The sequence below is a fragment of the Pelomonas aquatica genome (genome assembly GCF_026712205.1).
Taxonomy (GTDB): domain Bacteria; phylum Pseudomonadota; class Gammaproteobacteria; order Burkholderiales; family Burkholderiaceae_C; genus Pelomonas; species Pelomonas aquatica.
Window position 1 is genome coordinate 200,080 of record NZ_JAPPUW010000005.1, and the last position, 13,866, is coordinate 213,945.

Genomic DNA, 13,866 nt, shown 5'->3' on the forward strand with positions numbered 1-13,866 from the left:
CTCAGCCTTGTGAGGCCGCTTCTGCGGGATCTGCCTCGTTGACGTCGATGGCCAGTGCAATCGGTGCAGCGGCGCTCTCGAGTTCGTCGTCGTCGCCCTCGGGCTCCTCGGCGGCAGCGGCCTCGTCCAGGCGCTCGACCAGCGTCGCGTGCACGTCGAGCGTCATCTCGTCCAGGCCGGTGATGCGCACCTTCACATGGCTGCCGCGCGGCAGGTTTTCGCAGCCCAGGGCCTTGAAGACCAGCGGCAGCTCGTCGGCGCGCACTAGGCCTTCCTTCATGACGGCGGCGGTCAGCTCGGTCGTGCCGTTCTGAGCCAGGTGGCGCAGCGTCCAGAAGCGCTCGATGCCGTTCTGGAAACCGTTGTAGGCCGCGTAGGCGGACTCGAAGGCCGAGATGATGGAGAAGAGTTGGGCGTCCTTGGGCTTGAAAGGCGCGACCAGTGCCGCCGTCTTGCCGTGGCGGGCCGCCGCGATGATCTGCCACTGGTTGACCAGGTCGACATAGCGGCGCAGCGGCGAGCTGGCCCAGGTGTAGCTGGCCACGCCCATGCCGGCGTGCGGTAGCGCCTTGACGCCCATACGCACCTTGATGCCCGGCGCCAGGCTGGCCTGGCTGCGGTAGATGCCCGGCAGGCCCAGTTCGGCCAGCCAGCCGCCCCAGGCGGAATTGGCCAGGATCATGGCCTCGGCCACGATCAGGTCCAGCGAGCTGCCGCGGGCGCGCACGCTGATCTCGACGGTCTCGTCGCCGCTGGGCGGGGCCGTACGCTCTCCCAGCAGACGGAAGTTGTAGTCCGGCCGGTTGAAGTTCTCGGGCTTGCCGCGCACGACTTCGCGCTGGGCCTTCAAGTGCTTGGCCAGGCGCCATGTGAAGGCCAGCTCGGGCGCGAAGGCGTAGTCGGCCGGGGCTTCGCCGGACAGCGTGGCGTCGGTGACGATGCCGTCCAGCTTGTCGTGGCGCAGGTTGGCGGCGATGTGCACGCGCTCCAGCTTGGTTTCCTTGGCCTTGATCTCGAACGTCGTCTCGTCCAGCGTGAAGTAGATGGACACGGCGGGGCAGTCGCGGCCCTCGATCAGCGTGTAGGCCTGCACGACGTCGTCGGGCAGCATCGTGATCTTCCAGCCGGGCATATAGACGGTAGACAGGCGCTCGCGGGCGACCTTGTCGACGGCCGAGTCCGGCGCGATGGCCAGGCCGGGTGCCGCGATGTGCACGCCGAACGTGACGGTGCCCGTGCCCAGGCCCTGCACCGACAGCGCGTCGTCGATCTCCGTCGTCTGCGAGTCGTCGATGGAGAAGGCCTGGACCGGAGACAGCGCCAGCTCGTCCTTGATCTCCGGCGCGGTCAGCGCGGGGAAGCCCACGCCCTTGGCGAAGTTCTCGAACAGGAAGCGCTTCCAGTGGAACTGGTAGGGGCTGGTGATGGCGCCGGCCGCCTGCAGCAGGTCCAGCGGCGCCTTGTGCGAGCGCTTGCTGGCCTCGACGACGGCCTTGTACTCGGGGCCGTTCTTGTCCGGCTTGAACAGGATCTTGTAGATCTGGTCCTGGATGGGCTGGGGGCAGCGGCCCTGGGCCAGCTCCTCGGCCCAGGCTTCGATCTGCTGCTGCTGCTGGCGCTTGCGCTCGATGCCGAGCAGCGCGGCCTTGACCGTCTCCTCGGGCGCCTTCCTGAACTGGCCCTTGCCGGCGCGGCGGAAGTAGTGCGGCGCGTCGAACAGGCGCAAGAGGGCGGCGGCCTGCTGCACGACGCCGGCCCTGGCATCGAAATAGTCGCGGGCCAGGTCGGCGAAGCCGAACTCGCCCTCGGGTGCGAACTCCCAGGCCAGGTCGAGGTCGATGTCGTCGGCCAGCGCGCGCGCGTCGGCCAGCAGCACGGCGGGCGCCGGCTGCTCGAACTTCAGCAGCACATTGGCGGCCTTGACCTTGACCCGCTTGCCCGAGTCGAGCTCCACCTGCATCGAGGCGTCGGCCTCGCTCATCACACGGCCGGCGAGGAATTTCCCGGCGTCGTCAAACAGCGCAAACATAGGGGCGTGATTGTCCCTTACGCGAGCAGGTGCGCCGCGACGCCCGGCAGATGGTCCTCGAAGTCGGTCAGCCCGTGGTCGCTGCCCTCCAGCACCTTGCCGTCGCAGCCGCTGTAGCGGGCCAGCATCTCGCGCCAGTCCAGCAGCTCGTCGCCCTTGGCGATCAGCGCGTAGTAGCGCGGCGGCGTGCTCAGCCGGGCCGGCGGCGCCAGCGCGGCGAGTTCGGCCACATGCCGGGCCGTGAAGTCGAACTTCAGCGCCGGGTCGTGCCAGGCCGTCTGCACGCCGATGTGGCGGGACAGGTCGCGCGCCGGGTCCACGGCCGGGTTCAGCACGGCCACGCGCCAGCCGCGGTGGGCCGGCTGTTCGGCCAGCGCGGTGGCGTAGAAGCCGCCGAGCGAGCTGCCGACGACGGCCGACCCCGAGGCCGGCCAGTCGGCCACGAGGCGGGCCAACTGGGCCATGGCCTCCAGCGGCGAAGGTGGCAGCTGCGGGCAGCAGAAATGCAGGCCCGGCATGCCGCTCGACCAGGCCGCCATGCGGCGCGCCTTGGCCGATTGCGGCGAGGAGCGGAAGCCATGCAGATAGAGCAGATGCGTGAGGGCCATGACGGAAGTTTTCGCGGGATTCGTGCCTGGCGCCGACAGGGGCGGGCGCCGATTGACGCGAGTGTCGCCGCCCACCACAGTGGCCGCCTTTTCGTTTCCTTCGGTCAAACCATGATCCCGATGTCCCGCACCGCGCTGGCCGCGGCCGCGCTGATCGCGCTGGCCGGCCTCGCGCAGGCCCAGACCCCCGCCGCCCCTGCCGCCGCCGCCTCGGCCCCCGCCGCCCGCCCGCCCGTCGACCCGGCCGCACCCAAGCCCTTCGCCGATGTCATCAAGGGCGCCAAGGAGCAGCCCGGCCTGTTCCCGATCTGGCGCAAGGACGAGAAGGTCTGGATCGAGATCCCGAAGGACTACTTCAACAAGCCCTTCCTGTTCAGCGTCAACGTCGCCAACGGCGTCGGCGAGCGCGGCCTCTACGCCAGCCAGATGCTGGGCGACGAGCTGGCCGAGTGGCGCCGCGTCGGCAACCATGTGCAGCTGATCGCGCTGAACACCAAGTTCCGCGCCGACAACGCGGCCAGCAGGCTTGCCGTCGAACAGGCCTTCTCGCCCAGCCTGATCACGTCGGGCCCGGTGGCCAGCGCCGACCACCCGGACCGCAAGTCCGTGCTGGTGGATGCCAGCGGCCTGCTGCTGGGCGACATCCCCGGCTATTCGACGCGCCTGGAGCTGGCCTACCGCCTGCCCTATGCGCCCGACCGCGCCAACTCCTTCATCGAGGCCAGCCGCGCCGATGCGCAGGTCTCGACGCTGACCGCGCGCGTGCACTTCGCGACGGCCCGCATCCCGGCGCCGCCGCTGGTGCCCCCTCCCGTGCCGGTGCCCACGCCGCCGCAGGCCACGCCCGACCCGCGCTCGATGTTCTTCAGCTTCGTCTACAGCCTGCGCGCGCTGCCCGAGACGCCCGCCGCCATCCGCCACGCCGACCCGCGCCTGGGCCATTTCGCCGAGACCTACAGCAACCTCGGCGACGACCTCAAGGCCAACCCGCGCGTGCACATGATCGCCCGCTGGCGCCTCGAGAAGAAGGATCCGGCGGCCGAGCTGTCCGAGCCCGTGCAGCCCATCGTCTACTGGCTGGACAGGAACATCCCGGCCAAGTACCGCGAGGCCGTCAAGGCCGGCATCCTGGAGTGGAACAAGGCCTTCGAGAAGATCGGCTTCAAGGACGCCATCGTCGCCAGGCAGCAGCCTGACGACGCCGACTGGGACAATATGGACTCGACCCATGCGTCCGTGCGCTGGTTCACCGGCGCCGACGTCGGCTTCGCCATCGGCCCGAGCAACCGCGACCCACGCACCGGCGAGATCCTGGACGCCGACATCGGCATGAGCGACGTCTTCGGCCGCGGCACGCGCCGCTTCGCCGTGGACGACGTGCTGCCCGGCGGCCAGTCGCAGGCCCAGGCCTGGATGGGCGAGCGCAGCGGCCAGCTGCTGGCCGAGCAGCAGTGCAGCTATATGGCCGACCAGGCCAACGAGCTCGGCTTCGCGCTCGACCTGCTGGCGCTGCGGGGCGAGGCAGAGGGCATGGACATGAACGGCCCCGAGGCCGAGGCGCTGGCCCAGGCCGTCGTCAAGGACGTCGTCACGCACGAGGTCGGCCACACGCTGGGGCTCAAGCACAACTTCCGTTCGTCCACCACGGTGACCCAGGCCCAGCTCCGGGACAGGGCCTGGACCGAGGCCCACGGCATCTCCAACTCGGTGATGGACTACAACGCCTACAACCTGCCGCTCAAGGGTGAGCCCAAGGCCAGCCTGACGAACACGACGCTGGGCGCCTACGACTACTGGGCCATCGAGTACGCCTACAAGACCCTGCCGGCCGAGCAGGAAGCCGCCGAGCTGGCCAGGATCGCCGCGCGCTCCACCGAGCCGCAGCTGGCCTATGGCGACGATTTCGACCAGGGCGTCGGCGGCCCCTACGACGGCTTCGATCCGCGCATCAACCAGCGCGACCTCGGCGACGACCCGCTGGCCTATGCGAAGAAGCGCCTCAAGCTCAGCCAGGAGCTGTGGGAGCGCGTGCAGGCCCGCCCGGCCTCGGCCGGCGACGATCCGCTGCGCAACCGCCGCTCGGTGCTCGAGAGCTTCCGCCAGCTGGGCATGACGGCCAACAACGTCGGCAAATACGTCGGCGGCCTCCATGCCGAGCGCATCGTGCCGGGCGTGACGCCGGGGCCGGCCTTCAAGCCGGTGGACAACGCGCAGCAGCGCGAGGCGCTACGCTTCATCGCCACGGGCCTGCTGTCCAGCGATTCGTTCAGGTTCCGCCCCGAGTTCCTGACCAGCCAGACGCTGGACTACAACGAATGGGACCGCGGCCTGCCGCTGTCCATCCCGGACGCCGTCGCCGCGCTGCAGGGCTGCGTGCTGGACCGGCTGATGTCGCCCAACACCGCGCACCGCCTGATCGAGATGGGCAGCTACCTGCCCGAGGCCCAGCGCAAGGGCGCGGTGTCGCTCGGCGAGGTCTACGGCACGCTGCAGGCGGCCATCTTCAGCGAGGTCAAGACCGGCGGCGAGATCGACCGCATGCGCCGCAGCCTGCAGCGCGAATACCTGCGCCGCCTGCAGGCCCAACTGAACCGCTCGACGAACGGCGCGACCGTCTACGCCGACGCCTTCTCGATGGCCCGCTGGCACGCTACCCAGCTCGCCAGCGAGCTGCGCACGGCCGCGGCCAGGCCGGGGCTGTCGGTCGAGACCAGGGCCCATCTGGCGGAACTGCAGGACATGCTGAACAGCATGCTCAAGGCTTCGCTGGTGCGCAGCTGAGCGAGCCTCGCGGCGAGCGACAAGGCCGGCAGCGATGCCGGCCTTTTTGCTGTTCACTAGGATGCTCGTCGTTTCACGAGGAGATCCGCATGGCCGACGCCGCGCACTACAACCAATCCGGAGCCGGCAAGCTGCCGGGCCACCTCGGCATCGTCGTCACGCGCATCGGCGGCGGCGAGGTGCAGGCCGAGCTGGCCGTGCGGGCTGAGCTGATGGCGCCCAACGGCTTTCTGCATGCCGGCAGCGTCGTCACGCTGGCCGACACCTGCGCGGGCTACGGCTGCCTGGACAACCTGCCCGAAGGCGCGGTGGGCTTCACGACCATCGAGCTGAAGTCCAACTTCCTCGGCACGGCGCTCGAAGGCAGCATCGCCTGCACGGCGCGGGCCGTGCACCTGGGCCGCACGACGCAGGTCTGGGACGCGGTCGTCACGAACCAGTCCACGGGCAAGACGATGGCCTTGTTCCGCTGCACGCAGATGGTGCTTTACGGGAAGTGAGCGGCCGTGCTCAGCCGGCCCGGGCAGCCAGGCTTTGCAATAGCTTGTCGTGTATGCCGCCCTCGGGCCTCAGGCCCGGGCGGCCAAGCTTTGCAATAGCTTGTCGTGTATGCCGCCAAAGCCGCCGTTGCTCATGCACAGCAGGTGGTCGCCCGGTTTGGCGGCCTTGACGACGGCCGCCACCAGCGCGTCCACATCGGCGCCGACCACGGCCTGGGCGCCCATCGGCGCCAGCGCCTCCTTCGCATCCCAGCTCAAGCCCTGCTGGTTGCAGAAGGCCAGGTCGGCCTCCTCCAGCGCCCAGGGCAGCTGGGCCTTCATCGTGCCCAGCTTCATCGTGTTGGAGCGCGGCTCGAAGATGGCCAGGATGCGCTCGGAGGGCAGCACGCGGCGGCGCAGGCCGTTGATCGTCGTGCGGATGGCCGTGGGGTGGTGGGCGAAGTCGTCGTAGACCTTGATGACGCCACCTTCACGTTGCACCTCGCCGCGCAGCTCCATGCGGCGGCGCACGTTCTGGAACTCGGCCAGCGCCGCGGCCGACTGCTCGGGCGGCACGCCCACATGCTCCGCCGCCGCGATGGCGGCCAGCGCGTTGAGCTGGTTGTGCTCGCCGATCAGGCCCCACTCGACGCGCGCGACCTTGAGGCTGCCGCGCAGCACGTCGAAGGCCTGCGGCTCGCCGCGCGCGCGCAGCATGCCGGCCTCTTCCTTCTTGGCGCCGAAGCGCTGCAGCCCGCTCCAGCAGCCGCGCGCGATGACGCGCTGCAGCGCCTCCTCGCGGGCGTTGACGACGAGCAGGCCGCTGGCCGGCACGGTGCGCACGAGGTGGTGGAACTGGGTCTCGATGGCGGCCAGGTCCGGGAAGATGTCGGCGTGGTCGTGCTCGAGGTTGTTCAGGATGGCCGTGCGCGGCCTGTAGTGGACGAACTTGCTGCGCTTGTCGAAGAAGGCCGTGTCGTATTCGTCCGCCTCGATGACGAAGGCCTTGCCTTCGCCGAGCCGCGCCGACACGCCGAAGTTTTGCGGCACGCCGCCGACGAGGAAGCCGGGCTTGTGGCCCGCGTGTTCAAGAATCCAGGCCAGCATCGACGACGTCGTCGTCTTGCCGTGCGTGCCGGCCACGGCCAGCGTGTGCCGCCCCTGCAGCACGTTTTCGGCCAGCCACTGCGGGCCGGAGACATAGGGCAGGCCGGCGTCGAGGATGGCTTCCATCAGCGGGAAGCGCTCGCCGCGCGCGACGACGTTGCCGATGACGAAGACATCGGGCCTGAGTTCGAGCTGCTCGGCGCCGAAGCCCTCGATCAGCGCTATGCCGAGCGCTTCGAGCTGGGTGCTCATCGGCGGGTAGACGTTGGCGTCGCAGCCGGTCACGCGGTGGCCGGCCTCGCGCGCCAGCGCCGCCAGGCCGCCCATGAAGGTGCCGCAGATGCCGAGGATGTGGAGATGCATGGCAGTGGCGCCCGAGGGCGCTCCGGGATTCAGCGCAAGGCGGTGCGCGCGGCCGCGAGGGTGGCGTCGATGTCGGCCTGGCTGTGCGCCGCCGACACGAAGCCCGCCTCGTACAGGGCCGGGGCAAGATAGATGCCCGCGTCGAGCATCGCGTGGAAGAAGCGGTTGAAGCGCTCCTTGTCCGTCGTCATGACGGTCGCGTAGTTCTGCGGCAGCTCCGGCAGCAGGAAGAAGCCGAACATGCCGCCCTCGCAGTCGGCACTGAATGGCACGCCGTTGTCGGCCGCCACCGCCTTCAGGCCGTCGACGAGCCGGCGGGTGCGGGCCGACAGCGCATCGAAGAAGCCGGGCTTCTGGATCTCGCGCAGCGTCGCCAGGCCGCAGGCCGTGGCCACCGGGTTGCCGGACAGCGTGCCGGCCTGGTAGACGCCGCCCAGCGGCGCCAGGTGCTGCATGACCTCGCGCTTGGCGCCGAAGGCCGCCAGCGGCATGCCGCCGCCGATGACCTTGCCGAACACCGAGATGTCGGGCGCGAAGCCGGGGATGAGCCCGGCGTAGTGGCCCTGCGCCGACGCGAGGCCGACGCGGAAGCCCGTCATGACTTCGTCCAGCACCAGCAGCGCGCCGTGCTGGGTGCACAGGCGGCGCATGGCCGTCATGAACGGCACGGAGGCGCGCACGAAGTTCATATTGCCGGCAATCGGCTCGACGATGACGCAGGCGAGTTCCTTGCCGTGCTCGGCGAAGGCGGCTTCCAGCTGCTCGACGTTGTTGTATTCGAGGACGACGGTGTCCGCCGCCGCGCCGGGCGTCACGCCTGCGCTGGTCGGGTGGCCGAAGGTGGCCAGGCCCGAGCCGGCCTTCACGAGCAGCGCGTCGGTGTGGCCGTGGTAGCAGCCCTCGAACTTGATGAACTTGGGCCGGTCGGTGGCGCCGCGCGCGAGGCGGATGGCGCTCATCGTCGCCTCGGTGCCCGAGCTGACGAGGCGGACCTGGTCGATGCCGGGCACGAGCTTCAGGATCTCTTCGGCGAGCTCGATCTCGCGCTCGGTCGGCGCGCCGAAGGAGAAGCCTTCGGTGGCCGCCTTCTGCACGGCCTCCAGCACGGCCGGGTGGCCGTGGCCGAGGATCATCGGGCCCCAGGAGCCGATGTAGTCGACGTAGCGCCGGCCTTCGGCATCCCAGATGTAGGCGCCGTCGCCGCGGGCGATGAAGCGCGGCGTGCCGCCGACGGCACGGAAGGCGCGCACGGGGGAGTTGACGCCGCCGGGAATGACGCGCGCGGCGCGCTCGAACAACTGCGAATTGGTAACCATCGGAAACGAAGGAAAGGGTCAGTGCATGCGCCGCGGCGCCTTGGGCGGCTGCTCGGGCTCGGGCTCGTCGAAGGCGGTCTCGGCGCCTTCCTCGTCCGCCGCGGGCAGGGCCCAGAAGAAGCGGTCGGGGATGACGTTGCCCATGCCGGGGCGGAAGCCCGCGTCCAGCGACTGGTCGAGGAAGGACAGCGCCTCGCTGACGGCCGAGTGCAGCTCGGCGCCGACCGACAGCAGCGCCGCCAGCGCGGCCGACAGCGTGTCGCCGGCGCCGACGAAGGCGGTCTCGAAGCGCTCGAACTTCTCGCCGGCGATCGGGCCCTGCGGGCTGGCCAGCACGTTGTCGACGAACTGGTTGGGCAGCTGGATGCCGGTCACCAGCACATGCTGTGCGCCGGCCTGGGCGGCCGCCACGGCCAGCTCGCGCGCGGAGGGGCTGCGCTCGCTGTCCCAGTCGGGCAGCAGGAAGTCGGTCAGGGTCTTGTGGTTGCCCACCAGCACGGCCGTCTGCGGCAGCACCAGCTCGCGCAGCGCGTCCAGGTATTGCTGCTGCTCGTCCTCGTCGATCCAGGCGACCGAGGGCAGGTAGGTCACGAGGGGCACGTCGGGGTAGTCGCTCAGCACCTCGGCGACGGCGCTGACGCCTTCGGCATTGCCGAGGAAGCCGACCTTCCAGGCCGTGATGGGCACGTCCTCGAGGATGTGGCGGGCCTGCTCGGCCAGCACGTCGGCGTCGAGGCTGTGGTGCTCGAAGACCTCGGCCGTGTCGCGCAGCACGACGGCGGTCACCACCGGCAGGCAGTGCGCACCCATGGCCGCGACGGTGGCCACGTCGCCGGCCAGGCCGCCGGCGCCGGAGGCGTCGCTGGCGTTGAAGCACAGCACGCAGGCCGGCGGCGGGCTCTCCTGCTCGTCTTGGGCGGGGTCGACCTCGGGGTCGGCGGGATGGGATGTTGGGCTCATGGGGGTCGTGGCGGTCGCGGCCAAAGAGCTGCCGCAAAGCGTGGAGTCTGCCGCTAAAAGGGTGCTCCCGAGGCCCTGGGCACAGGCGTTTGCCCTCAGCATCGCGCTCTCGGGCCCTGGCTAGAATGATTCGATTGTAGTGAGCAAACTCTGAGCACCGTGAGCGAACCCAGTACCTGGATGTGCCTGATCTGTGGATGGATCTACGACGAAGCGACGGGGGATCCCGAGCACGGCATTGCCGCCGGCACGGCCTGGGCGGACGTCGACATGAACTGGGTCTGCCCCGACTGTGGCGCGCGCAAGGAAGATTTCGAGATGGTGCGCATCTGACTCGGCCTCGCCGGCCCGGCCCCGAGCTGAAGTACCGAGGAGACATGGTTTGAACGAGCAAGTTTCCGCAGCGGCGCCGACCCGCATCCTGGTCATCGACGACAGCAACACCATCCGCCGCAGCGCCGAGATCTTCCTGAAGCAGGGCGGCCACGAGGTGGCCCTGGCCGAGGACGGCTTCGACGCGCTGGCCAAGCTGGGCGATTTCCATCCCGACCTCGTGTTCTGCGACATCCTGATGCCGCGCCTGGACGGCTACCAGACCTGCGCCATCATCAAGCGCAACCCGCAGTTCTCGGCCGTGCCGGTGATCATGCTGTCGTCCAAGGACGGCCTGTTCGACAAGGCCCGCGGGCGCATGGTGGGCTCGCAGGACTACCTGACCAAGCCCTTCACCAAGGACCAGCTGCTCCAGGCGGTGCTGCAGCACCGGCCCTGAGACCCAGCCTATGAAAGAGAACTGCCATGAGCATCCACAACATCCTGCTGGTTGACGACTCCAAGACCGAGCTGCACGCGCTGTCGGAGATGCTGGTCAAGCGCGGCTACAACGTGCGCACGGCCGAGAACGGCGAGGAGGCCATGAAGCGCCTGGCCGAGGCCAAGCCCGACCTGATCCTGATGGACGTCGTCATGCCCGGCCAGAACGGCTTCCAGCTGACCCGCGCGATCACGCGCGACGAGCGCTATGTCGGCGTGCCGGTCATCATGTGCACCAGCAAGGGCCAGGAGACCGACAAGGTCTGGGGCATGCGCCAGGGGGCCAGCGACTACGTCGTCAAGCCCGTCAAGGCCGAGGAACTGATCGCCAAGATCAAGGCCCTGGGCTGATATGACGATGCCCCCACGCTCACTCCGTTCACTGCCCCCCGGGGGGGCGCTTCAACGCCTTCGGGCGGCCGGGCGGCGCTGACATGGCGAACCGGACGGCACTCCGTGAACTCCAGCAGCGCCTGGCCGAGCGCATGCAGGCCGCGCGCGAGCAGACGCTGATCGCGAACTGGCTGGCCGTCGAATGCGCCGGCGTCGGGCTGCTGTTCCCGCTCAAGCAGGCCAGCGAGATCTTCGCGCCGGTGCCGATCAAGCCCGTGCCCTATGCCAAGCCCTGGCTGGCCGGCGTGGCCAATCTGCGCGGCGGCCTGTTCACCGTCGTCGACCTGGCCGTCTACCTCGGCCTGCGCGAGCCGGTGCATGGCCGCGCCTTCGCGCCGCAGAGCCGCCTCGTGTCACTGGGCGCCGACCTGAACCTGAACTGCGCGCTGCTCGTGGACCGGCTGGCCGGCCTGCGCAGCGACGAGCAACTGCCCCTCGCGGCCCAGCAACCCGCAGGGCCGCTGCCGCGCTTTGCCGGCGCGCTGCGGCGCGACGAGGCCGGGCGCAGCTGGCAAGAGATCAACCTCGAGGCGCTGTCGCGACAGGAGAATTTCCTGCACATCGTCGCCTGAGGCGAACCGTTTCCTAGGCCCACAGCCCGCCGCCGAGCGCGGACATCACGAACATTGAAGGACGAGGGTGAGATGAACCTGCTGGACAAGATCAGGGGAAAGTCCGAAACCGAAGAGCTGTTGACGATGCCGCCCGAGTCGATGGACACCACCATCGACACGCGCGGGCCGAGCTTCGATGCGACGCGCGCCGCCGAGTCGACGCTGGCCGGCGTCGAGAGCCTGGTCCCCGCCGACGCACCGACATCCATCATCTCGCAGGCCGTTCCGACCGAACCGGGCCCGGTCAGCGAGTTCGCGCCCAGCACGATGAGCTTCGCGCCGACCACGCAGGCCGCCGACCCGACCACGGTGCTGCCCGCGCGGCCCGCCGGCGGCGCCGCGAAGCTGGGCGAGCTGCTCGGCCGCCACCGCCAGCGCGTGCTGACCGGCCTCGTCGTGCTCGGCCTCGTCGGCACGGCCGTGTCGGTCAGCCTGGTGCTCGTGAGCTCCAACCGCAGCGCCGCCCAGGTGCGCGCGGCCGGCCAGGCGCTGATGCATTCGCAGCGCATGGCCAAGTCGGTGTCCGCCGCGCTGGTGGGCAATCCGGCGGCCTTCGGCGAGCTGAGGGAGTCGGTGGGCACGCTCGGCGGCGTCGTCACCAATCTGCGCACCGGCGAGGGCCCGCTGGCCGTCGCGCCGGCCGCCGTGCAGCCGACCCTCGAATCCCTCAAGCCCCTGGTCGAGCGCGCCGAGAAGAACGGCAAGGTCGTGCAGGCCCAGGAAAAGATCCTGACCCAGGTCGGCCAGGCGCTGCGCGCCATCAACCGCCAGTCCAGCGACCTGCTGGAGTCCGCCGAGGCCGTGTCGTCCCAGGCGCTGCAGATCGGCTCGTCGGCGGGCGAGGTCTCCGCGGTCGGCCAGCTCGTCATGCTGACCCAGCGCATCGGCAAGAGCGCCAACGAATTCCTGACGCAGGAAGGCGTCAGCCCCGAGGCCGTGTTCCTGCTCGGCAAGGATCTGAACTCCTTCAAGCTCATCACCGAGGCCCTGATCAGCGGCAGCCCCGAACTGCGCCTGAACGCCGCGAAAGACCCGCAGCTGAAGGAGCGCCTGCAGACCCTGCTGAAGCAGTACGAGCAGACCCGCACCCAGGCCTCCGCGATCCTGGGCAATCTGCAGGGCCTGGTGTCCGCGCGTGAAGCCCAGACGGCCATCCTGAACGACTCCGAGCCGCTGCGCAAAGGCCTGGAGCAGGCCGCGGCCGACCTCGAAAAGACCGGCGGCGCCGGCTGGGGCCTGGCCCTGTTCATGATCCTGTCGCTGATCGCGCTGCTGGTGGGTGCCGTCGGTTTCCTGCGCCTGTTCGTGGCCGACCAGTCCGAGCGCGCCGCCCTCGCCGAGGCCCAGAAGCGCGAGGCCGAGGCCCAGGAGCAGGAGGCCAAGCGCGTCAACGACGCCAACCAGGCGGCCATTCTGCGGCTGATGAACGAGCTGTCCACGGTCGCCGAAGGCGACCTGACGCAGCAGGCGACGGTGACGGAAGACATCACCGGCGCGATCGCCGACTCGGTGAACTACACGGTGGAAGAGCTGCGCACCCTCGTCGGCCAGGTGCAGACGACGGCGGCCCGCGTGACGGACACCACCGGCGCGGTGGATCAGACCTCCACCGACCTGCTGGCCGCGTCCAAGGAGCAGCTGCACGAGATCCGCGCGACCGGCGAGGCCGTGCTGGGCATGGCGGGCCGAATCACCGACGTGTCCGCGCAGGCGCAGACGACTGCCGAGGTGGCGCGCCAGAGCCGCCAGGCCGCCGAGCAGGGCCTGGCCGCGATGCAGAACAACATCGCCGGCATGAACACCATCCGCGACTCCATCCAGGAGACGTCCAAGCGCATCAAGCGCCTGGGCGAGTCGTCGCAGGAGATCGGCGAGATCACGGAGCTGATCTCGGACATTACGGAACAGACCAACGTGCTGGCGCTGAACGCGGCCATCCAGGCCGCGTCCGCCGGCGAAGCGGGCCGCGGCTTCTCCGTCGTGGCGGAAGAAGTGCAGCGCCTGGCCGAGCGATCCGGCGACGCGACGCGCCGGATCGCGGCCCTGGTCAAGACCATTCAGACCGACACCCACGACGCCGTGGCCGCCATGGAGCGCTCGACGCGCGGGGTGGTCGAAGGCACGCAGCTGTCCGACGCGGCCGGCAAGGCGCTGGAAGACATCGACAGGGTGTCGCGCCAGCTGGACCAACTGATCGTGCGCATCTCCGCGCAGGCCAAGCAGGAGGCCGAGCACGCCAACGAGGTCGCGTCCAACATCCAGCACATCTTCGCGGTGACCGAGCAGACCTCCGAGGGCACGCGCTCCACGGCCCAGATGGTGCATGAGCTGTCCCGTTCCGCCGAGGCGCTGCGCGCATCCGTGGCCCGATTCAAGGTCGCCTGAAGGCGACCCGCACCGAGC

The 13,866-nt window shown here is 69.8% G+C and carries 12 protein-coding genes; 7 read left to right on the top strand and 5 right to left on the bottom strand.

What is annotated here, in order from left to right:
• Position 1: 1 nt before the first annotated feature.
• Positions 2 to 2,029, bottom strand: coding sequence for a ribonuclease catalytic domain-containing protein (locus NYP07_RS07265; protein WP_268148901.1), 2,028 nt, complete (start codon positions 2,027 to 2,029; stop codon positions 2 to 4).
• Positions 2,030 to 2,046: 17 nt separating this feature from the next.
• Positions 2,047 to 2,637, bottom strand: a complete 591-nt coding sequence (locus NYP07_RS07270; protein ID WP_268148903.1) for a YqiA/YcfP family alpha/beta fold hydrolase — start codon at positions 2,635 to 2,637, stop codon at positions 2,047 to 2,049.
• 111 nt (positions 2,638 to 2,748) lie between these two features.
• Between NYP07_RS07270 and NYP07_RS07275 the strand changes: the two genes are divergently transcribed.
• Positions 2,749 to 5,418 carry a zinc-dependent metalloprotease gene (locus NYP07_RS07275; RefSeq protein ID WP_268148905.1) on the top strand — a complete coding sequence of 890 codons (2,670 nt, stop codon included), beginning with the start codon at positions 2,749 to 2,751 and terminating at the stop codon, positions 5,416 to 5,418.
• An 89-nt stretch (positions 5,419 to 5,507) separates the two neighbouring features.
• A complete protein-coding gene (locus NYP07_RS07280; RefSeq protein WP_268148907.1) occupies positions 5,508 to 5,918 on the top strand; it encodes a PaaI family thioesterase in 411 nt (136 codons plus the stop codon).
• A 69-nt stretch (positions 5,919 to 5,987) separates the two neighbouring features.
• Here the strand turns inward: NYP07_RS07280 and mpl are convergent, their stop codons facing one another.
• Genes mpl through thiD form a run of 3 tightly spaced genes read right to left on the bottom strand, consistent with a single transcriptional unit; the run spans position 5,988 to position 9,643 of the window.
• Entirely contained in the window at positions 5,988 to 7,367 is a 1,380-nt protein-coding gene (mpl, locus tag NYP07_RS07285; RefSeq protein ID WP_268148908.1) for a UDP-N-acetylmuramate:L-alanyl-gamma-D-glutamyl-meso-diaminopimelate ligase, read from the bottom strand.
• A 29-nt stretch (positions 7,368 to 7,396) separates the two neighbouring features.
• Positions 7,397 to 8,683: a glutamate-1-semialdehyde 2,1-aminomutase gene (gene hemL / locus NYP07_RS07290; protein ID WP_268148910.1), complete on the bottom strand. Its 1,287-nt coding sequence runs from the start codon at positions 8,681 to 8,683 to the stop codon at positions 7,397 to 7,399.
• An 18-nt stretch (positions 8,684 to 8,701) separates the two neighbouring features.
• The gene (gene thiD / locus NYP07_RS07295) at positions 8,702 to 9,643 is read right to left on the bottom strand and encodes a bifunctional hydroxymethylpyrimidine kinase/phosphomethylpyrimidine kinase (protein ID WP_268148912.1); all 942 of its coding nucleotides are present in this window, start codon (positions 9,641 to 9,643) and stop codon (positions 8,702 to 8,704) included.
• A gap of 180 nt (positions 9,644 to 9,823) precedes the next feature.
• Between thiD and NYP07_RS07300 the strand changes: the two genes are divergently transcribed.
• The 5 genes from NYP07_RS07300 (at position 9,824) to NYP07_RS07320 (ending at position 13,848) form a co-directional block, all read left to right on the top strand.
• Positions 9,824 to 9,976 carry a rubredoxin gene (locus NYP07_RS07300; protein ID WP_268149035.1) on the top strand — a complete coding sequence of 51 codons (153 nt, stop codon included), beginning with the start codon at positions 9,824 to 9,826 and terminating at the stop codon, positions 9,974 to 9,976.
• A gap of 49 nt (positions 9,977 to 10,025) precedes the next feature.
• Positions 10,026 to 10,415: a response regulator gene (locus NYP07_RS07305; protein WP_132571124.1), complete on the top strand. Its 390-nt coding sequence runs from the start codon at positions 10,026 to 10,028 to the stop codon at positions 10,413 to 10,415.
• 26 nt (positions 10,416 to 10,441) lie between these two features.
• Positions 10,442 to 10,807, top strand: coding sequence for a response regulator transcription factor (locus NYP07_RS07310; RefSeq protein WP_132571125.1), 366 nt, complete (start codon positions 10,442 to 10,444; stop codon positions 10,805 to 10,807).
• Positions 10,808 to 10,890: 83 nt separating this feature from the next.
• Positions 10,891 to 11,421 (top strand): chemotaxis protein CheW, encoded by a 531-nt coding sequence (locus NYP07_RS07315; protein ID WP_268148916.1) that lies wholly within the window; start codon positions 10,891 to 10,893, stop codon positions 11,419 to 11,421.
• A 72-nt stretch (positions 11,422 to 11,493) separates the two neighbouring features.
• On the top strand, positions 11,494 to 13,848 hold the full coding sequence (locus NYP07_RS07320) for a methyl-accepting chemotaxis protein (protein WP_268148918.1): 2,355 nt from the start codon (positions 11,494 to 11,496) through the stop codon (positions 13,846 to 13,848).
• The last annotated feature ends 18 nt before the right edge of the window (positions 13,849 to 13,866 follow it).